Source organism: Rhodoferax ferrireducens (assembly GCF_003347515.1).
Taxonomy (GTDB): Bacteria; Pseudomonadota; Gammaproteobacteria; order Burkholderiales; family Burkholderiaceae_C; genus Rhodoferax.
The window spans coordinates 1-21,598 of the sequence record NZ_QEII01000297.1 but is presented as its reverse complement, the minus strand read 5'-3'; the positions used below and the strand labels follow the sequence as shown (position 1 = coordinate 21,598).

At 60.3% G+C, this 21,598-nt stretch carries 12 protein-coding genes; 8 read left to right on the top strand and 4 right to left on the bottom strand.

Features of this window, described 5'->3' with window-relative positions:
• Window positions 1–38: 38 nt before the first annotated feature.
• Entirely contained in the window at window positions 39–1,016 is a 978-nt protein-coding gene (locus C5P05_RS19270) for a Bug family tripartite tricarboxylate transporter substrate binding protein (protein ID WP_114971459.1), read from the top strand.
• 2 nt (window positions 1,017–1,018) lie between these two features.
• On the top strand, window positions 1,019–1,993 hold the full coding sequence (locus C5P05_RS19265) for a succinylglutamate desuccinylase/aspartoacylase domain-containing protein (RefSeq protein WP_114971458.1): 975 nt from the start codon (window positions 1,019–1,021) through the stop codon (window positions 1,991–1,993).
• A gap of 5 nt (window positions 1,994–1,998) precedes the next feature.
• Here C5P05_RS19265 and C5P05_RS19260 read toward each other — a convergent pair whose 3' ends face one another.
• A complete protein-coding gene (locus C5P05_RS19260; protein ID WP_114971457.1) occupies window positions 1,999–3,567 on the bottom strand; it encodes an ATP-binding protein in 1,569 nt (522 codons plus the stop codon).
• A 166-nt stretch (window positions 3,568–3,733) separates the two neighbouring features.
• Here C5P05_RS19260 and C5P05_RS19255 point away from each other — a divergent pair, with 166 nt between their 5' ends.
• Entirely contained in the window at window positions 3,734–5,431 is a 1,698-nt protein-coding gene (locus tag C5P05_RS19255; RefSeq protein WP_114971456.1) for an AMP-binding protein, read from the top strand.
• A 148-nt stretch (window positions 5,432–5,579) separates the two neighbouring features.
• Entirely contained in the window at window positions 5,580–9,218 is a 3,639-nt protein-coding gene (locus C5P05_RS19250) for an EAL domain-containing protein (RefSeq protein WP_198674792.1), read from the top strand.
• A gap of 18 nt (window positions 9,219–9,236) precedes the next feature.
• Here C5P05_RS19250 and uvrA read toward each other — a convergent pair whose 3' ends face one another.
• Window positions 9,237–12,287 (bottom strand): excinuclease ABC subunit UvrA, encoded by a 3,051-nt coding sequence (gene uvrA / locus C5P05_RS19245; RefSeq protein WP_198674791.1) that lies wholly within the window; start codon window positions 12,285–12,287, stop codon window positions 9,237–9,239.
• Between the two features lie 202 nt (window positions 12,288–12,489).
• Between uvrA and C5P05_RS19240 the strand changes: the two genes are divergently transcribed.
• Together C5P05_RS19240 and ssb are read left to right on the top strand one after the other, a co-directional pair.
• Window positions 12,490–13,686, top strand: a complete 1,197-nt coding sequence (locus C5P05_RS19240; protein WP_114971673.1) for an MFS transporter — start codon at window positions 12,490–12,492, stop codon at window positions 13,684–13,686.
• A 73-nt stretch (window positions 13,687–13,759) separates the two neighbouring features.
• On the top strand, window positions 13,760–14,257 hold the full coding sequence (gene ssb / locus C5P05_RS19235) for a single-stranded DNA-binding protein (RefSeq protein WP_114971453.1): 498 nt from the start codon (window positions 13,760–13,762) through the stop codon (window positions 14,255–14,257).
• Between the two features lie 142 nt (window positions 14,258–14,399).
• Here the strand turns inward: ssb and C5P05_RS19230 are convergent, their stop codons facing one another.
• Window positions 14,400–16,232 carry a TolC family outer membrane protein gene (locus C5P05_RS19230; protein WP_114971452.1) on the bottom strand — a complete coding sequence of 611 codons (1,833 nt, stop codon included), beginning with the start codon at window positions 16,230–16,232 and terminating at the stop codon, window positions 14,400–14,402.
• A 176-nt stretch (window positions 16,233–16,408) separates the two neighbouring features.
• Between C5P05_RS19230 and C5P05_RS19225 the strand changes: the two genes are divergently transcribed.
• Window positions 16,409–17,140 carry a transglutaminase-like cysteine peptidase gene (locus C5P05_RS19225; protein ID WP_232834583.1) on the top strand — a complete coding sequence of 244 codons (732 nt, stop codon included), beginning with the start codon at window positions 16,409–16,411 and terminating at the stop codon, window positions 17,138–17,140.
• Window positions 17,141–17,165: 25 nt separating this feature from the next.
• A complete protein-coding gene (locus tag C5P05_RS19220) occupies window positions 17,166–19,094 on the top strand; it encodes an EAL domain-containing protein (protein ID WP_114971450.1) in 1,929 nt (642 codons plus the stop codon).
• A gap of 56 nt (window positions 19,095–19,150) precedes the next feature.
• Here C5P05_RS19220 and C5P05_RS19215 read toward each other — a convergent pair.
• The coding region (locus C5P05_RS19215; protein WP_157979397.1) for a beta strand repeat-containing protein at window positions 19,151–21,598 on the bottom strand (2,448 nt) is incomplete at its 5' end.

The following is a 21,598-nucleotide window of genomic DNA, read 5'->3' as shown; positions in this document are numbered from 1 at the left end:
TTCGCATAATTCAGTGAACTCCACCAAGGATTCATGCCATGAAACTGCTCCACCGCCCCCCTTTCGCTGCCGTTCTGTGCGGCCTGGCCCTGCTGGTCAGCGCTCCGACCTGGGCCCAGGCCAACTACCCGTCCAAACCCATCACCATCGTGGTCGGCTACCCGCCGGGCGGCAGCACGGACCTGACGGCGCGCACGCTCGGCGCCGAACTGTCCACCCGGCTCGGTGTCCCGGTGGTGATCGAGAACGTGGGCGGTGCCGGTGGCGGCATCGGCGCGCAAAAGGTCGCGAACGCCGCACCTGACGGCTACACGCTACTGGTCGGCGCGAACAACGAGATCGCCATCAACCGCCTCGTGTCGAGCACCGTCAAGTACGAGCTGAAAGACTTCACGCCCATCGGCCTGATCGCCTCGCAGCCCATGGTGCTGGTGGCTTCCATGAAGAGCGGGGTGAAGAACGTCGACCAGTTCATCAGCCTGGTGAAGAGCAATCCTGGCAAGTTCAGCTTCGGCAGTTCGGGCGTGGGCACCTCGCTGCACCTGGCGGGTGAAATGGTCAAGGCGCAGGGCGGCCTGTTCATGACGCACATTCCTTATCGCGGCGTGGCGCCGCTGGCCAACGATTTGGTGGGCAACAACATCGAATTCGGCGTGTTCGTGCTCTCCAGCGGCCTGCCGCATATCAAGAGCGGCCGGGTGCTGGCGCTGGGCACCACCGAGAAGAAGCGCTCGGCGGCGAGCCCTGATATTCCGGCCTTGGCTGAAAATCCCGCCCTCAGCGGCATCGACATCAGCACCTGGTTTGCCTTGATGGCGCCGGCGAAGTTGCCCGAAGCCGTGGCGGCAAAGCTGAACAAGGCGCTGGCCGAGGCGCTGCAATCGCCCGATTTGCGCAGAAAACTCGAAGACTCCGGCTCGGCCATTGCGCCGCTGCATGTGGACATGGCGAAGTTCCTGGTGGATGAGACGGCCAAGTACAAAAAGATCGTGGCTTTCGCCAAAATCAAGGAGTAAGCGTGGGCGATACCCTGACTTTTGCGCTGGCTTGCCCCGATATTTCGGCTTGGCGCGAGGGCAACACCGGCACGCCCGGGGTCTGGCGGTTCGATTCCGGTGTGGCGGGGCGCCACGTCATGATCAGCGCGCTGGTGCATGGCAACGAACTCTGCGGCGCCTGGGCGCTCAAGGGTTTGCTGGAGGCTGGTGTGCGGCCGCAGCAGGGCGCATTGACGCTGGCCTTCTGCAACCTCGACGCCTTCGACCGCTTCGACCCGGCCAACCCGGATGCATCGCGCCTGGTCGAGGAAGATCTGAACCGCCAGTGGCTCGTGGAGCGCATGACGGCGGCCGACACCCTGGAGCGGCGCCGCGCCGGGGCACTGCGCCCGTTTGTCGAGCCGGCCGACTGGTTGCTGGACCTGCATTCGATGCACGAACCCTCGGCGCCGCTGCTGCTGACCGGCATGCAGGCGCGCAACCTGGCGCTGGCGCGGCAGATGCGCGCGCCCGAGCACATCGTCATCGACGCCGGCCACCAGGACGGCGTGCGCATGCGCGACTTTGGCCGCTTCGGCGAAGGCGCCAGCGATGCCGACAACGGCACGCGCTCGCTGCTGGTGGAGTGCGGTTTTCATGGCGACCCGGCCAGCCGCACGGTGGCGCAGGACCAGTGTGCGCGCTTTCTGCACGCGGCCGGCACGCTGGATGCCGCCGCCGTGCAGCGCCTGTTGCCGGGCTGGCGGCAGTCCGATGCGCCACGCCAGTGGGCGCTGGAGGTGACCGGGCCGGTGGTGGCCAAAAGCAGCGATTTTCGCTTTGCCGCGCCCTACACCGGGCTGGAAATCATCGAGCGGGCCGGCAGCGTGATCGGCTGGAACGACGGCGAGCCGGTGGTGACACCGTATGACGACTGTGTGCTGGTCATGCCGTCCACACGCCAGGCGCGTGCCGGGGTCACGGTGGTGCGCTTTGCGCGCCGCCGCCCGCTGTAATGGCGTCAGGCGGCGGCTGAAGTCGCCACAATCTGGTTAACGGGCAGATGCACCGTAAAGCGCGTGCCCGTGCCCAGTTCGCTGGCCACTTCAATGCGCCCACCGTGTTTGGCCACGATGTTGTAGGACAGTGAAAGCCCCAGGCCGGTGCCTTTGCCCACCGGCTTGGTGGTGAAGAAGGGCTCGAAAATCCGGTTCATGATCTCGGGCGGCATGCCGCAGCCATTGTCCCCAATCTCCACCCAAACCCAGTCGTTCTCACTGCCCGTGCGGATGGTGATTACGCCCTTGTCCTGGATCGCGTGCGCCGCATTCACAATCAGGTTCATGAACACCTGGTTGAGCTGGGAGGCCAGGCATTTCACCTGAGGCATCGTTCCATACGCTTTTTGTAACGTGGCCTTGTACTTGAATTCGTTGGCGGCAATCGTGAGCGTGCTGTCAATGCCGGCATGAAGATCGGCCAGTTGCCAATCCGTCTCACCGATGTGGGCGAAGTCCTTGAGGGATTGGACGATGTCCTTGACCCTTTTGAGTCCATCCAGCGATTCCTTGACGAGGTCGGCCGCGTCGTCCTTCAGGAATTCATAGTCGGCCTGTTTCCTGAGCTGGGCAATTTCTGCCTTCAATTCCTCTTGCCCCGACCTGCCCTGCACGCTCTGGTTAAAGCTGTCCGTGAGTTCGCACAAGGTGTCCACATAGCCCTTGAGTGCCCCCATGTTGGAGTTGACAAAGCCAATCGGATTGTTGATCTCGTGCGCAATGCCGGCCGCCAACTGGCCGATGGAGGCCATTTTTTCGGATTGCAGCAGTTGGGCCTGTGCTTCCTGCAGCTGGTTGATCAGTTGCTGTTGCTCCTCGCCCTTTTTCTGCAAGGCCGCTTCCATCAGCTTGCGGTCCGTGATGTCGGTCAGCGAGCCCACCACCTCCAGCGGATTGCCGTCGGCGTCGCGAATCAGGCGCAGTGTGTCGTGCATCCACAGGTAGCGACCGTCGCGTGCGCGAAAACGGTATTCATAGGCTTGCTGGCCTTCGGTAAAGATCAGGGCGAAACTGGAGAAGATGGTGGGCACGTCATCGGGGTGGATGTGATCGAACCAGAAGCTGGGGTCGGCCACCATTTCCTCGGGCCGGTAATCGAGCACGCGCAAGGCGTTGTCACTGACGAAGGTCATGGTGCCATCGCCGGTTGGCACGCTGCTGTAGATGATGGCCGGGGTGTTGGCGATCAGGTATTTCAGGCGCGCGTTTTCCCGGTGGAGTTCCGGCTGGGCCGCGCCCCCGGTGCTGCCTGCTGCGGGTAGCGCCGTTGTCGTTGCCGCAGACGTGTCCTGAAGCTGACCGAACAACTGTTGTAATTGCCGCGTCAGCCGGGTCAGCCGGTCGTTCCCCTGCAGGGGCAAGGGGGCATTGAAGTCGCCCTGGATGGCCGCTTCCACGGCGGTGCAAAGGGTCAGAAAACGCTCGTTGGTGGAAGCGGGGCTCGGGGCTTGGGGCGCGTCTTGGGGCGTTAATTCGGCCGTCGGGCGCGCAGGTGAGGTCTGGCGGTTCGATCCAAAATCTTCAAATTGCATGGTCGAACTCCATTTGAGGTGTTTTTTATGCATTGTCATGCAAATTGGCCTTGCGGACGGAGCCGATTGGCGGCGTTGAGAAATCTCAAGCGTATGCTGTGCCTTCTTTCTAGACTCAAAGTCTTGCGCGGTCGGGGGGCACCGGCCAGCCAAAGGAGAGCTCAGCATGGAAAAAATCTGGTTGAAGAATTACCCGCCGGGGATTGCGGCCGAGGTGGAACTGCACGAGTTCGCATCGCTTCGGGACGTGCTGCGGCACAGCTGTGACCGCTTCGCCCCGCTGCCCGCTTACAGCAATATGGGGGCGTCCATCACCTACGCCGAGCTGGATCAGGCCAGCCGCGACTTCGCCGCCTATCTGCAAAACACGCTGGGGCTTAACAAAGGCGAGCGCGTGGCCATCATGAGCCCCAACCTGCTGCAATATCCGGTGGCGCTGTTCGGCGTGTTGCGGGCCGGTCTGGTGGTGGTGAATGTCAATCCGCAATACACCGCGCCCGAACTGGAACACCAGCTCAAGGACTCGGGCGCCGTCGCCATCGTGGTGCTGGAGAACTTTGCCCACACGCTGCAATTGGTGCTGGAAAAAAACCCGACGCTGCACCTGACCGTGATCACCACCGAAGTCGGCGACATGTTTCCGGTGGTCAAGGAGCTGCTGACCAATGTGGTGGTCAAGTACGTCAAAAAAATGGTGCCGCAATGGAAGATAGACGGCGCAACCGAATTCAACGCCGCCTTGCGCGCGGGGCGTGCGCAGCCCTTGCATCACGTGCCCTTGAGCCACGCCGACATTGCTTTTTTGCAGTACACCGGTGGCACCACCGGCGTTGCCAAGGGGGCGGTGTTGACGCACGGCAATATGGTGGCGAACCTGCAGCAGGTGGGGGCATGGATCGCGCACGACCTGTTGGACGGCAAGGAGACACTGGTCTGCCCGCTGCCGCTGTACCACGTCTTTGCGCTGAACTCCAGCCTGGTGTTCATGAAGATCGGCGCACACACCATCCTGATCACCAATCCGAGGGACATGCATGCCTTCATTCATGATCTCAAGAAATACCGCTTCACCGCCATCATCGGCGTCAATACGCTGTACCGGGCCTTGCTTGATACGCCTGAATTCGCCGAGGTTGACACGCACGGCCTGAAAGTTGTCTGTGCGGGCGGCATGGCCGTGCAGCGCGTGGTGGCCGAGCGATGGAAGAAGGCGACCGGCGTGCCCATCATCGAAGCCTACGGTTTGACGGAAACCTCGCCAGGTGCGATCTGCAACCCGCTGAACATCACCGACTGGACCGGCACCATCGGCATGCCGTTTCCATCAACGCAGGCCGCTGTTCTTGACGACAGCGACAACGAACTCCCGATTGGCGAGGTGGGCGAGATCTGCATCCGGGGTCCGCAGGTCATGCCCGGCTATTGGAACCGGCCTGACGAGACGGCGAAGGTGTTCACCCGCGACGAGTGGCTGCGCACCGGCGACATGGGGTTCATGGACGAGCGCGGCTACTTCAAGATCACGGACCGCAAGAAGGACATGATTGTGGTCTCGGGCTTCAAGGTCTTTCCGAATCAGATCGAAGATGTGGTGGCGATGCACCCGGGCGTGGCGGAAGTGGCTGCCATCGGCGTACCCGACGAGAAGTCCGGCGAGGTCGTCAAGATCGTCGTGGTCAAGAGCGATCCGGCGCTGACGCAAGACGCCTTGATCGCGCATTGCCGGCAACACCTGACCGACTACAAGGTGCCCAAGATCGTCGAATTCCGTACAGAACCCTTGCCGAAGACCAACCTCGGCAAGATCCTGCGCCGGCAGCTGCGCGAGGCGCCCGCCCCGGCTGCGGCGGGCTTGGTCTCGTAATTTAAAGTGAAATAGGGCGATAGCCCTCGTACGATATGCGTTATTAGCTATTAAATATATAGCAAATAAAGGGATGAGAAAAACCTGATCGTTTGGTCATATTGAGCGGTGGATAATGTGCAGGCATTCGTTTGTCCAGCACGTCCTCATGATCCACCCCACCACGACGTCCCCTTTTTCACGCAGCCTGCGGATGGCTGTGGTTTTGGCCTGTGCGCTGATCGCCGTGTTTTCCGCCTACGTTTACTCGGAAGATCAGGTTGACCATGCCAATGCGCGACGTTACCAGTCGCGCCTGCTCGCGGCCGAGCTGCGACAGTCCTCCGATGATCTGACCCGCATGGTCCGCACCTACGTGCTGACCGGCAATGCCGTCTACAAGCAGCATTACCTCGAGATTCTGGACATCCGCGACGGCAGAAAGCCGCGGCCGCTCAATTACGACGGTATTTATTGGGACTTGGCCACGGCCGATGGCAAACCCCCGGCGCCCAACGGTGGCGCCAAGGTGGCGCTGCTGGCGATGATGCAGCAGGCGGGTTTTACAGAAGACGAATTCAGCCGCTTGGCTAAAGCCAAGGCCGATTCGGAAACCTTGACGGCCATCGAGTTCGCGGCCATGGCCTTGTTTGAATCGGCCGGTCCCAATCTGGATGCCCGGCGTCTGCGGGCCAGCCAGATGCTGCATGACGATTTTTACCACCAGTTCAAGGCCGACATCATGCGGCCCATCAAGGACTTTCTGGAGTCGGTGGATCGTCGTACCCTGTTGGGCGTTCAGGAAGCCGAAAACAACGCCATCCTGCTGCGCATCGCCTTTGTGCTCCTGGGCCTGGGCCTGCTGGCGTCGCTCTGGCGTACTTTCAAGACCCTGCAGGCCACGTTGGGCGGGTCTGTGGATGAGGTTCATGGGCAGATCGCCCGTATCGGTCAGGGCAACTTTACGCATGCCATTGGCCTCGCGCCGGGCATGGAGAACAGTGTGCTGGGCTGGCTGGCCCAGACGCAGCGCCAGCTCAATGAGATGGAGTGCGCGCACCAGGTGTCTGAGGCCCAACTCAAGCGCCTGGCCGGACTTTACGCAGCGCTGAGTGACTGTAATCAGGCCATCGTGCGCTGTGTCACGGAACACGAGCTGTTTGAGCAGATCTGCCGGGCGGCCGTTGAACACGGGGGCGCCACCATGGCCTGGATCGGCCTGATGAACCCGCAAGACCGCAGGATCATGCCGACGGTTTCGTATGGCGTGGGCGTTGAATGCCTGGGCGACATCCATATCGCGATGGATGCTGACGATGCATCAGGCCAGGGGCCGGTGAGCGATGCCATGCGCCGTGGCCAGCCGTTCTGGTGCCAGGACTACCTGAACGACCCCGTCACGGCCTTGTGGCATCCATTGGCCCGGCAGTTTGGTTGGGCCGCGTCGGCCGCCTTGCCGCTGCACCGCGATGGCAGGGTCGTCGGTGCGTTCAATGTGCATTTCGGCGTGGTCAACGCCTTTGATGAGCCGGCGCAAAAACTGATGCTTGAAATGGCGTCAGACATAGACCACGCGCTCAGGAATTTTGATCGCGAGGCGGCACGCGTGCTGGATCTGGCGCTGCGCGCGCAAACCCAGCAAATGGATGCCTTGCGCAGCTTCATGCTGGAGCGATTGGCCAGCGACGTGCCGCTGGAGCAAGTTTTGAAAGATTTCGTCCTCAAAATTGAAGACACCCTGCCTGGCGCGCTGTGCTCCATTTTGCTGCTGGATGAAGACGGCCTGCACCTGGGTTCGGGCGTGGCCCCCCATTTGCCCGACTTCTACAACGCGGCCATCGACGGGGTGACGATTGGGCCACAGACCGGCAGTTGCGGCACCGCCGCCTATACCGGCCAGCGTGTCATCGTCGGTGATATCGCCACGCATCCCTACTGGGCTGATTACAAGGACCTTGCGCAGCGGGCGGGGCTGGCCGCCTGCTGGTCCGAACCGATTCGGTCCGGCAGCAACAAGGTGCTCGGTACCTTTGCGATCTACCACCGGGCGCCGGCCATGCCGCAAGCCCATGAGCTTGCGCTGATTGAAATGGCGGCCCACCTCACGGCCATTGCCATCGAGCGCAAGCGCGCCGAGGTGCAACTGCAGCTCGTGGCCAAGGTGTTTGAGCAAGGCAGCGAATCCATCGTGATCACGGACAGTCAGGGCCATATCGTGCGGGTCAACCATGCCTTCAGCCAAATCACGGGTTATAGCGAGGCTGAGGCTCGGGGTCGCAATCCGAGCATGCTGGCCTCGGGACGGCATGAAGCGGACTTCTTTCGGAGCATGTGGGCGTCCCTCCATGGCCATGGCCAGTGGCAGGGCGAAATATGGAACCGTCGCAAGGACGGAACCCACTATCCGGAGTTGCTCTCCATCAGTTTGCTGCGCGACAGCAGCGGGGCGGTGGCGAACTATGTTGCCGTTGCCACGGACATCAGCAAGCATAAAAAAGATGAGGAGCGTATCCGGTTACTGGTCGATTTTGATCCGCTGACCGGGCTACCCAATCGGCGCTTGTTGCGGGATCGGGTCGTCAGCGCGTTGAGCCATGCGCAGCGCCAGGGTGAACCGCTGGTACTGATGTTCCTGGATCTGGACCGGTTCAAGAATGTGAACGACTCACTGGGCCATCACACCGGCGACGAGCTGCTGGTCCAGGTGGCGAAACGTCTGAAATCGGTGCTGCGCGAGCAGGATACCGTGTGCCGCCTGGGTGGGGACGAGTTTGTGTTGCTGTGTCCCGACGTGGATGCGATGGGGGCGGCGCATGTGGCGAGCAAGGTGTTGGAGATCACATCGCAGCGCTACCTCATCGATCAACAAGAACTGGCCATGACCTTTTCCATCGGCATTGCCCTCTACCCCACGGACGGCGATTCTTTTGAGACGCTGTCGACGAGCGCTGACACCGCCATGCACCGTGCCAAGCAGGCCGGCCGCAACGCCTACCGCTTTTTCACGCCGGAGATGCAGACGCAATCTTCCCGCACCCTGCAACTGGAAAATGGTTTGCGCCGCGCACTGGAGTTGCAGCAGTTGCATCTGGTGTACCAGCCGCAGGTGTCGCTGCATGATGGCCGCGTGGTCGGCATGGAGGCCTTGTTGCGCTGGCAGCATCCCACGCTGGGGACGGTATCGCCGGCCGAATTCATCCCGATCGCGGAAGACAGCGGCTTGATTTTGCCGATCGGTGAATGGGTGCTCAGGACTGCAACGCAGCAGATGCGGGTGTGGCTGGATGCTGGCCTGCCGGTGCAACAGATGGCGGTTAACCTCTCGGCCGTGCAATTTCGTCAGGAGAGTCTGCTGGATCTGGTGAAGCAGGTCCTGGCCGAGACCAAGCTGCCGCCGCACTACCTGGAGCTTGAGCTGACCGAGGGCGTGGCGATGAACGACCCCATGGGCGCGATGGCTGTCATGAACAATCTGCACCAGCTCGGCGTGCGCATGTCGATTGACGACTTCGGCACCGGCTACTCGTCGCTCAACTACCTCAAGCGCTTCTCGGTGTACAAGCTCAAGATTGATCAGTCGTTCGTGCGCGACATCACTGACGACCCGGATGACAAGGCCATCGTCGTCGCTATCATCGCGCTGGCCCGTAGTCTGGGTTTCACGACCATTGCCGAAGGGGTTGAGACGCAGGGGCAGCTGGACTTTTTGCGGGAACAGGGCTGTGACGAAGTGCAGGGTTACTTTTTCAGTGAGCCCTTGCCGGCCAAGCGCTTTGAAGCGTACGTGCGGCAGTATCAAGTGGCATAAGGGCCGTTCTGTCAATCCTCACAGCAAGCGCTTCAAATAGCGCCCGGTGTGGCTGGCCGGGTTGGCGGCAATGTCTTCCGGCGTGCCCACGCCCACCACTTGGCCGCCGCCCGCGCCGCCCTCGGGCCCCATGTCAATCAGCCAGTCGGCGGTTTTGATGACGTCCAGGTTGTGCTCGATCACCACGATGGTGTTGCCGGCATCGCGCAACTGGTGCAGCACGCGCAGCAGCAGGTCGATGTCGGCAAAGTGCAGGCCGGTGGTCGGTTCATCCAGGATATAGAGTGTGCGGCCGGTGTCGCGTTTGCTCAACTCCAGCGCCAGCTTGACGCGCTGGGCTTCACCACCGGAGAGCGTGGTGGCGGCTTGGCCCAAGCGGATGTAACTTAGTCCGACGTCCAGCAGCGTGTGCAGCTTGCGCGCGATGGTCGGCACGGCCTTGAGGAATTCGTAGGCAGCCTCGACCGTCAAGTCGAGGATTTGCGCAATGTTCTTGCCCTTGTAGAGTACTTCCAGCGTTTCGCGGTTGTAGCGCTTGCTGGCACAGACGTCGCAGGGCACGTAGACGTCGGGCAAAAAGTGCATCTCCACCTTCACCATGCCGTCGCCCTGGCAGGCTTCGCAGCGGCCACCGGTCACGTTAAAGCTGAAGCGCCCCGGGCCGTAGCCGCGTTCGCGCGCCATCGGCACTTCGGCCATCAGTTCGCGAATCGGCGTGAACAGGCCGGTGTAGGTCGCCGGGTTGGAGCGTGGCGTGCGGCCAATCGGGGATTGGTCGACGTTGATGACCTTGTCGAAATGCTCGATGCCTTCGATGGCTTCGTGTGCTGCCGGTTCGTCGTGCGCACGGTACAGCGTGCGGGCCACCGCCGTGTACAGCGTGTCATTGACCAGGGTGGATTTGCCCGAGCCGGACACGCCGGTCACGCAGGTGAACAGGCCGACCGGGAATTCAACCGTCACGCCGCGCAGGTTGTGACCGCTGGCACCGATGACGCGCAGGCATTGCATGTCGCCTTGTGTGGCCAGGTGGTTGGCCTCGCGCTCGGCCCGGCGCGCGGCCGCCGGGCTGGGTGCATGGTGGGCCGACTTGTATTTGTCGCCCGAATGGGCCGCATGAACCGTGGGCAGCCAGGGTGTACGGCGCTTGGGCACCGCAATTTTCAGCGTTTGTGCTAGGTACTGGCCCGTGAGTGAGTTCGGGTTGGCTTTCACCTGGTCAAACGTGCCCTGCGCCATCACGCGTCCGCCATGCAGCCCGGCACCGGGGCCCATGTCGATGATGTGGTCGGCGGCGCGCATCATGTCTTCGTCGTGCTCGACCACCAGCACGCTGTTGCCGATGTTGCGCAGGTGTTTCAGGGTGTCGATCAGGCGGTCGTTGTCGCGCTGGTGCAAGCCGATGCTGGGTTCGTCCAGCACATACATCACGCCGGTCAGGCCGGAGCCGATTTGCGAGGCCAGGCGAATGCGCTGCGACTCGCCGCCGCTGAGCGTTTCGGCGCTGCGGTCCAGGCTCAGGTAGTTCAGGCCCACGTCATTGAGAAACTTCAGGCGCAAGCCGATTTCACGCACCACTTTGCCGGCGATTTCGCCCTTGGCGCCCTGCATCTGCAGACTGTTGAAGTACGCGTGCGCATCGCGCAGGGTGGAGCGGCTGATCTCGAAAATAGCGCGGGCTTGCGCGCCGTCGCCAATTTTGACGTGCCGGGCCTCGCGCCGCAGCCGCGAGCCCGCGCACTCGGGGCAGGGCTGGGTGCTGCGGTAGCGCGACAGGTCTTCGCGCACCAGGGCCGAGTCGGTCTCCTTGTAGCGCCGCTGCATATTGGGGATGATGCCTTCAAACGGATGTTTTTTGCTGACCTTTTTGCCTTGGGAGGCGCCCGAGTCCATCACGTAGCTGAATTTGATGTCCTCCTCGCCCGAACCCTGCAGCACCGCGGTTTGCACCTCGCCCGGCAGCGATTCAAACGCCTGGTCGATGTCAAATTTATAGTGTTTGGCCAGGCTCTCCAGCAAGGCAAAGTAGTAGCCGTTGCGCCGGTCCCAGCCCTTGATGGCGCCGCTGGCCAGACTGAGCGTTGGGAAGGCCACCACCCGTGTCGGGTCGAAAAATTCCTGCATGCCCAAGCCGTCACAGGACGGGCAGGCGCCCACCGGCGAGTTAAAGGAAAACAGGCGCGGCTCCAGCTCACTGATGGAGTAGCTGCACACCGGGCACGAGAATTTGGCATTGAATAAGTGCTCTTTTGGGCTGTAGCCCTCGTCGTCATTGCGTGGGGTGCTATCAATTTCAAGGGCAATGGCGCGACCGCCGGCCACCCGCAGGGCGGCTTCGAAACTCTCGGCCAAGCGCTGGCGGAGCTGGTCTCTGGCCTGCAGCTCGCTGTCCGGGCGCACCTTGATGCGGTCGATCACCACGTCAATATCGTGCTTCTCGGTTTTCTTGAGCTGCGGCAGGTTGTCAAATTCGTAGGCTTGGCCATTGACCCGAAAGCGCACGTAGCCCTGCGCCTGCATGTCGGCAAACACGTCAAGAAACTCGCCCTTCTTTTCACGCGCCACCGGCGCCAGAATCATGAGTCGGGTCTCCGCGGGCAGGGCCAGCACCGCGTCCACCATCTGGCTGACGGTTTGGGCCTGCAGCGGCAGATCGTGCTCGGGGCAGAAGGGCGTGCCGGCGCGGGCAAACAGCAAACGCAGGTAATCGTGAATCTCGGTCACCGTGCCCACGGTGGAGCGCGGGTTGTGCGAGGTGGCTTTTTGCTCGATCGAGATGGCCGGGCTCAGACCTTCGATCACATCCACATCGGGCTTGTCCATCAGCTGCAAAAACTGCCGCGCATAGGTCGAGAGGCTTTCCACGTAGCGGCGCTGGCCTTCGGCGTACAGGGTGTCAAACGCCAGGCTGGACTTGCCGGACCCACTCAAGCCGGTGATGACGACCAACTGGTTGCGCGGAATATCAAGATCAATATTCTTGAGGTTATGGGTGCGTGCACCGCGAATGCTGATGCTCTGCTGCTGCAAGGCTGCCGCGAGGTAGGTGCCGTCGGAGGGAGAGTTCAAGGTGAAATGTGCTCGGGAAAACCTACCATGATAGTGAAAGATAGCCACGTCGGCACGCGGGCGGGTTCGGGCGTGGGTCAGATCGGGGACAATTCAGTCCATCAGCTGCCGTGGTCGTTCGCGGCATTGTGTGTTGGAGAACCCTGTTTTGCCTCAAGTTGATCCCCCCTTGGCTGGAAAAAGCGCCGCGGTTGCCAGCGTGATGACGCCCGTCGAGCGGCGCGCCAGTTTTTCACTGGCCACTATTTTTGCCCTGCGCATGCTGGGGCTGTTCCTGATTTTGCCGGTATTCGCGATTGAAGCCGGCAAGTACCCCGGCGGTGACGATCCTGCCTTGATTGGCCTGGCCATGGGTATTTATGGCCTGACCCAGGCCCTGCTGCAATTCCCGTTCGGACTGGCGTCTGACCGGCTGGGGCGCAAACGCGTGATCGTATTTGGCCTAGCGGTGTTCGCTGTCGGCAGTTTTGTGGCGGCCCTGGCGCCCAGCCTGACCTGGCTGGCCATCGGCCGTGCCGTGCAGGGCGCAGGCGCCATCTCGGCGGCGGTGACGGCTTTGCTGGCGGATCAAACCCGCGACGAGGTGCGCACCAAATCCATGGCGCTGGTGGGTGCCAGCATCGGGCTGATGTTTGCGCTCTCCTTGGTCGTGGCCCCTTTGTTGGTGGCCCATACCGGACTTGCCGGCTTGTTTGCCATGACCGGTGGCTTGGCGCTGGCGGGCGTTGCCGTGGTGATCTGGTGGGTGCCGCCCGAGCCACTGCAGCATAAAAACCTGCCGCGTGGCCGTGTGATGGACGTCTTGCGATTGCCCGCCTTGCTGCGCCTGAATTTTGGCGTGTTTGTGCTGCACGCGGTGCAGCTGGCCATGTGGATGGCCGTGCCGGCCCTGCTGGTGCAGGCTGGCCTTTCGCGTGAGCACCACTGGTGGGTTTATCTGCCCGCTGTGCTGGCGTCATTTTTTGTGATGGGCGCCAGTTTGTTCCCACTGGAGAAGCGGGGCTACCTGCGAGCGGTATTTTTGTCAGCCGTCGGTCTGATCGCGCTCGTGCAGGCGGGTTTTTGGGTGGTGGCTTCGGGCGAACCGAGCGTTGGCGCGTTAGCGGGCCTGCTGTTTGTGTTTTTCTGCGGCTTTAATGTGCTGGAAGCCAGTCAGCCGAGCATGGCGTCGCGCGTGGCGCCGGCTCATGCCCGCGGCGCGGCCATGGGGGTTTACAACACGCTGCAGTCGCTGGGCTTTTTTGTGGGTGGCGCGATGGGCGGCTGGCTGGTCAAGCACTTGGGCGCGCAGGGCCTGTTCGCGGTCTGTACCGGCGTTATGTTGCTGTGGCTGCTCGTGGCCTGGCCCATGCGGGCTCCGCTGGCTGGCGCGTCAGCGCTGGCAGCAAAGGCGGGATAATCAATCAAATTGGCGTAAATTGCCGGACAGACTTCCCGCGCTGTCCTCAACTGATTAAGAGTAAGGAAAAACCATGGCATCTGTTAACAAAGTCATTCTGGTCGGCAATCTGGGGCGCGACCCCGAAATCCGTTACCTGCCCAGCGGTGAGCCGGTGGCCAATATCACGATTGCCACCAGCAGCAAGTACAAGGGAAAGACCGGCGAGATGGTCGAGGAGACCGAATGGCACCGCGTGACCTTCTTCGGCAAGCTGGCTGAGATCGTCGGTCAGTATCTGAAGAAGGGCCGTCCCGTGTACGTGGAAGGCCGCATCAAGACGCGCAAGTACACTGACAAGGATGGTGTCGAGAAGTACGCGACCGACATCATCGCCAATGAAATGCAGATGCTGGGTGGCCGTGAGGGCATGGGCGAACCGTCTGGCGATGATGGAAGCTCTAACGGCGGTTATTCGCGCCCCGCACCGGCGTCACGGCCTGCAGCGGCAGCCCCGGCGCAACGTCAGGCGCCGGCGCAGGCCAAGCCTTCGAGTGGTTTTGACGATATGGATGACGACATCCCGTTCTGAGAGCAGGTTACCCAGGATTCTTAAATAAAGGGTCGCAGCCTCAGTGCTGAGGCCCTTCATTTTTGTGTGTACATCGGTAAAAAAGCCCGCAACGTCCAACGTTGCGGGCTTTTTTACGGGGAAAACCCAGGTTTGGTCTTGGTCAATACGTCTTGCCCTGGGTGACCGTTTCGCGGGTGATGCGCCAGGCGCCGTTGGTGAACTCAAGCGAAAGTGTTTTTTCAACAACATCCTTGTAGTCGACCGAGCCGTATGTTTGTGTAAATGCGACTTCGGCTGCATTGGCTTCACAACGAAGTTGTCGAACATTCCCGAGAACGGCCTTGAAGTCGCCTTGCTTGCTGATTCGTTTCTTTCGCAAGTCCGCCCAGGCGGCATGGCTCATGCCCTTGGCGGGAATAAATTTGTTGCTGTAGGCGCCCAAGTAGGCATTGACGTCCTTGCGATTCCACGCGTCCACCCATCCATCAACGGCTTGAGGGACTTTTTTGCAGTCTCCCATGGTTGTTGGCGTGGGAGTGGCCGGCGTAACGCGCGGGGCGGGGGGCAAAACAATGGCTTGCGCCACTTCAACCTTGGGGAGGCTTGCCTTGTCGAGCACGGTCATGGCGGGTAGCTCGGTGCTGCAGCGCATGAGATCGTCATCGTTGTCATTGCCGCCGGGTGCCGGCGGGGCTTCGTTGTCGATAGGGCGAAGCTCCAAGGCATTCAACAAGGTGCCAGAGGTGGCGAGGACCCTGATTTTTGCCAAACGAAGGTCGTACTCGGCTTTGGTCAGTGCAATGCGTGCCTGGAACAGCTCGTTTTCTGTGTCCAGCAAGTCCAGCAGTGAACGCTGGCCAATGTCAAACTGCTGGCGGTAGGCTTCCCGCGCTTTGGACGTCGACAATTCGTGTTGTGCAAGAAAAGTAATCTGCTGTTCCAGACGTCCAATGTCGTTGTAGGCAATTTGGCTGGTTTGTCGAATATCCCGGCAGGCTTTGTCCCGCAGTTCGTAAGCGGCATTGAGTTTCGCCACATACTGGTTAATCCGCGCGCTGTCCGCCCCGCCTCGGTACAGGTTGTAATTCAGAACCAGTTGCAGTGCACTGTCACGGTAGTCGCCAGCAATGCCGCTTTGATTACGCTCCAGGCTTTGGCGGGCGCGCAGCTCCAGTGTGGGCCAGTTGGCTGCACGGCGTAAATCGGCATCGGCCCGAAATGCACGGATGGTGGAGACAGACGCCAGAAAATCCGGGTTGTTCGCAATGGAGTCGGCCAATAAATGGGTGCGAGCGGGCAAAAATTTATCCAGGGAGGGGCCGGGAGCCAGGTCCAGGGCCGGGATTTCGCCGGTCAATCGTTGGTACCTGGCCGATACGTCATGCAAGTTACTGGCTTCCGTCAACCAATTGGACTCGGCCAGGGCCATGCGGCCTGAAGCCTGCTCCAGATCCACGCGACGGCCCACGCCTGCTGAAACACGGCTACCGATCTTTTGATGAACATCCGCATGGGTGGCGTAGTTGTCCCGTGCCAACGCCAGCGTTTCGCGATAGCGCTGAACATCCAGATAGGCCTGGGCCGCTTCAAGCGCGAGCCGATCACTCGCACTGAGCAGTTCATAGTAGGCGACCTGCCGGTTGTGGCCGAGCCGACGAACATCGCTGGCGGTTGCGTACCCGTCAAACAGGGTTTGGCGCAGCTGAATAGAGGCAGTGGATCCTGTGTAGGAGAGAGAGGACGACAAAGCTGGGGTCAGTGTGCTCTGTCGACCGGTGCTCACTTCCACATCGACGCGGGGACGCCAGCCTCCCTTGGCCGCATCCTGTTCACCTCGGGCCGCTTCCAGGTTTTGATACTTGAGTTTTACCTCTGGGTTCTGCAAAACGGCCCGTTCGACGGCGTCTTTGAGTGTGCCGGGGGCCTGTGCCGAGGCCTGCCCAAAAGTCAGCCCAACGGCGGCAAATGCGAGTAGATATGGCTTTAAGATCATGTTGGTCCAATGGATATTTATCAATGCCCATGGAGTTACATGCTGTGATTGGCGTGTAGTACCAGTCTGTCAAGGGGCTAATCGCAAGAAGTATAGAGTGACACGTAACAATATGTCTCTGTAAATCAGCGACTTTCTCCACGGTATTCCCCTTTTTGCATATTTTTTACGATTGATTGGACGAAAGCCTTTTGAGTGGTCACCTTTTTCGGCGAGGACTTGCGGTAGGGATCATCGGGGGCCGGGTGAGGTCATGGCTGCTGGGAACTGTGCTGGCCTTGCTGCTTGGATCGTGGTCCTATTCCGCGCCAGATTTTGACCGGATGCTTGAGGTGGTCGTCCAGCGCGGCGGCAACGTGGCGGCACAGCGATTTCAGAGTTGGCGTAGTTTGGTCGCGGCAGGCGGAGGCGGAACCGATGTTGAGCGCATGACACGGGTTAATGAATTCTTCAACCGACAGATTGCGTTTGGGGACGACCCCGTCATCTGGGGGCAACCCGATTACTGGGCAACCCTATTGGAAACGCTGGGCCTGGGTCGCGGCGATTGCGAGGATTTCGTGATCGCCAAGTACTTCACGCTTCGCCTTGTGGGCGTGGCGCCCGAAAAACTTCGCCTGGTTTATGTCCGCGCGCGGACCGGCACGGGGGACGTGGCGTCCGCCCAGGCCCATATGGTGTTGGCGTACTACGCGCAACCGGATGCCGAGCCTCTGGTACTGGACAATCTGATCAGCGAGATACGGCCAGCATCCCGTCGGCCTGATCTCTCACCCGTTTTCAGCTTTAACAATGAAGGCGTGTTCACGGGTGCGCCTGGCAAAGGTGATGTGAAGATAGGTGGCATCGGTCGTTTGTCACGTTGGGAAGATCTGTTGAAGCGCGCTCGCGCTGAAGGATTTGAATGAAGATGTTTGATTGAGGATTAACACCATGTCGATGTATCGTCAGCTTTGGCTTGCCATCATTACCAGCATGTTGCTGGCGCTGGGTGGGGGGCTGCTCGCGTCGCTTGTGAGTGCTCGCAGCTATCTTGAATCCCAGCTTTCCATCAAGAACACAGACAACGCCACGGCGCTGGCGCTGTCCCTTAGTCTGAGCAACCCGGATGTCACGATGGTCGAGCTGGCTGTTGCCTCGTTGTTTGACGGCGGGCATTATGAGTGGATTCGTGTGACCGATCCTGTAGGTAAAGTCGTGGTCGAGAGAGTTGCACCCGCGGGGGCGACGGATGCGCCCGACTGGTTTGCACGGATGCTGCCGATCAAGGCTGAGTCTGGTCAGGCCCAGATCAGCAATGGCTGGAAGCAGGTGGGGATGGTGACGCTGGCCAGCCACAGCCGTTTTGCTTACGGTGCACTTTGGAAGAGTGCGTATGAAATGGTCATGGCCCTGACCTTGGCCGGGCTCGTCGGGGGCTATCTTGGCTCGCTGGTGTTGCGTCGTTTGCGTCGTCCTCTGGATGCCGTCATTGGGCAAGCCAACGCGATCAGCCAGAGGCGCTTCGTCACGATTGAGGAGCCGGAAGTGCCGGAGCTTCGGCAACTGGCGGTGGCCATGAACGCGACAGTCAGCAGATTGAAGTCCATGTTTGACGAGGAGGCGGCAAGGCTGGAGGTGATGCGCCGCGAGGCCAATTGCGATGCATTGACCGGGTTGGCCAATCGAAGTCATTTCATGGCCCGATTGCAACAATCACTTGATGTCGAGGATGCAGAAGACGCTTCAGGGGGGGCACTTCTTCTGGTTCGCCTTGCTGACCTGACTGGCGTCAACCATCGCCTGGGTCGGGCTGCCACAGATGACTTCTTGGTGCGTACGGCTGAAACCATCCGTCGATGGACTGCCGGGTACAGCGGGGGCCTGGGTGGGCGGCTCAATGGCGCTGATTTTGCTGTGATGCTTCCGGGCGAGGAGCATGGCCTGACCATCTCCGAAGCCTTGTTGAAAGACCTGATCGAGGTCGCTGCTCCCTTTGTTCAAAATGATGCATCCGCGTGGATCGGCGTTGGACAATTTGGCCACGGGATGGAGCTCGGAACCCTTCTTGCCCGTGTTGACGGGGCTTTGGCCAGTGCTCAAGCGGGTGGGGTTAATGCTGTTTGCGAGGTGCAGGTCGAGGATGATCAGCTCCCTCTGACGGCCCAGCAATGGTCAACAATGATCCGTCAGGCGCTTGACGAGCGTTGGGTGCGCCTTGTTTCCTTTCCCGTCGCAGGGCTAACAGGTGGACTGATGCACCGTGAATGTCCGCTCCGATTGATGTTTGATGGAAAAGGCGACTGGTTGCCTGCGAGCCGTTTTCTGCCTGTTGCGGAGCGCCTCAGGCTGACACCCGAACTTGATTTGGTCGCTGTTTCTCTGGGGCTTCAGGAGTTGCACGCACATCCGGAACTGGTTGGCCTGGCCATCAATCTTTCTGGCAGTTCGATGGCCGATCCAGAATTTCTCCCAAGACTTTTGCAATTGCTGGGTTCGCAACGAAATGAGACGCCTCGCCTGTGGATAGAGGTGGCTGAAACCGGGGCATTGAAGCATCTCGGCGTTTTTCGTAATTTGTGTCGTCAACTTAAAGTCTTTGGTTGCCGCGTGGGCCTTGAACATTTTGGATATCACTTCGACCAGATTGGATTGCTGCATGATCTGGGCTTGGACTATCTGAAGGTGGATTCAAGTTTCATTCGAGGCGTCGATAGCAATGCCGGCAACCAGGCATTCCTTAAAGGACTGTGCAGCATTGCCCACAATATTGGTCTGCAGGTGATTGCTGAAGGCGTGGCAACCCTGGCAGAACGTGAAGCGCTAAAGGTCTTGGGTTTTGATGGTGCAACCGGCCCCGCTATTCGCGACATAGCCGATTAAAAAAGAGTGGCCTGCACAAGCAGGCCACTCCTTGGAGCGCATGACTTAGCGATACATCAGTCCGTAATCAGCTTCCCTTTGCTGATCAGGTCATTGATGACCTGTGAATCCGATGTGAAGCCTGATGTAAGGTTTACACCGGTAAACACGATTTGTTGGACATCATTATTGGTCACTGTTGCTGGGTTGGTCGCAACCAGGTTGTTGTCACCAAATGCACCCGTAGTACTTACATACAGCGTTGTGTTGCCGCCGGCGAAGTTGAAGTGCAGGTAGTTGTCCAGGCTTGTCCCGTTGTTTGCTTCGCCGGTCAACAAATCCTTTAAATTAAGCACATCACCGCCTGAGGCTGCAGTGCCTGTGGTGAATAAATTAAGGGTGTCGACGGCAGGTGTAGCCGTAGTTCCCGCGTCGCCAAGAGACCAGATGAATACGTCTGAATCAGAATCGGCGGTGCCGACGATGCCGCCCGTCATGGTGTCGTTACCCACGCCACCGACGATGACGTCTTTGCCGGTGCCTCCACTGATGGTGTCGTTGCCAATACCGCCAAAGACGCGGTCATCGCCGGCGCCCGCGTTGATGGTGTCGTTCCCGCCCATGCCCGAGAAGAATTCCGATGCCGCAGTTCCAGTCTGGGTGTTGGCGGCGGCGCTGCCGTTAAATACGGTGCTACCGGTGACGATGTTGATGTACTGAGTGGTCGAGTCGCCCGCCACTACGCCGGTGGCTGTGACCTCAAGCATGGCAGAGGTCGTGCCAAGACCGGTTACCGCCAGTTCCGATTGAACCCAGCCTGTGATGTCAACCACCTGTCCCGTCGTTGTGATGAGGGTCGAGTGAGTGCCTCCGTCGGTCAAAGTAGCCCCTATGGGAGCCCCGCTGACGGTGATTTGCGAATAGTCGGTCGCCGTGACGGTGAATCGTACAGGACCGCCATCATTGTCGAGCACGGCGCTGGCGCCCAAGTTGGTACTTTCAACCGCATAGATGGCCTGAATTTGCGACGATGTCAGCACGCGGTTGTAGATGCGCACGTCGTCAAGTTTGCCATTCAAGTAGCGATCGGTGGCTGCACCATCGTCTGCCGTGACACCGAAGCCCAGGAAGTTGTTCGGCATGATTGCGCCAGCCTGGAGTGTGCCTGTACTGTTGAGAATTCCGTCTACCCACACTTCGGTTGCGCCGGTTTGGAAGTTATGGTTGATTGCCACGTTATGCCATGCGCCGTCATTCACCGGGTTGGTGCTCATGATGCCCGCATCGTCGGCCATTCCGAATCCGATGCGCCCTGTGTTGTTCAACCAGCCCCATTGCACGTCGACAGTTCCACCGTTGTTCTCCATGCCAATCACGCTGGGTGAGTTCCATCCGATAGTCCCACCTGTTTGTGTGGTGTTGATCCAGAAAACCAGGGACGCGCTACCCGCCCCGGCGCCGTCGCCGCGCAGCGGGTTGGTCACGGAAGTGGGCAAGGCTACGTAACCTCCGTCCCGTGTGCTACTGGTGTTGGACCAAATGCCGTTGAACTGCATGCCGGAGCCTTCGTGACCACTGGAGGTGAAGATAGGGCTGAGGTTCGTACCGCCAGCGATGCCGTCTGTGCGTGTGCCAGTTTGATCCGGCGTCGGATAGATGTTGGTGGTCGTCGTGCCACTGCCTTCGTTGAAGGTCCAGTGTTGGACGTCCTGCACGCTCAGACCGACACGAGCAGCCACGGTGACATTGATGTTTGCCGTCTCGCTTACGCCACCGGAGGAAACGGTGTAAGTAAAGCTTGGGGCGCCGTTGTAGTTCAGGTTCGGCGTGTAGGTCAGTGTCGCGTCTGCGTTGAGCGTCACCGTGCCGCCGGTCACCACTACTGAGCCGCCCACTGTAATTGCTGTCCCGTTGATGGCGGAAACCGCACGTCCAGCATTCTCGAAATTGTCTGGGCTGGCCCCGTTGGTGCCCGTGATCGGGTTAAACGTGATGGGAGTGTCTTCGAGCGTCGTGATCGTGTCGCTCGCAATATCCACCACTGCCGATACCGTGATAGCCACGGTATCGGTGTCCGTTGCTGTGCCGTCGCTGGTCGCAACCGTCAATGTTGCTGGACCGTTGTAGTCAGCGGTCGGCCTGTAAGCCAGCCCGTTCAGCGCTGCATTGATCTGCGCTGCCGTGCCACTGATTGTCACCGTGCTTGTGCCGTTATTGGTGATCGTGGCGCCACCACCGGTCACCGCCAGTAGGGTGCCATTGCCTACCGAGATAGTCGTCGTCAACGAGCCTCCATTGACATCGGCCACCGTAATGGTTCTCGCACCCGAGAACACCAGGTTGGTGTCTTCCAGCGTCGTCTGTGCCGCGGGGACGGTGTTGACCGGTGGACGATCGATATCGACGATGCCGCCGATGCCCTGGACGCCGCCGATGGTCAGGCCCAGGGTCTCGATCGGCTCACCATTGATGGAGTCGGTCAGGGTTGGCACGGTGACGGCAAAACCGGTGACGCCTGCGGGCAC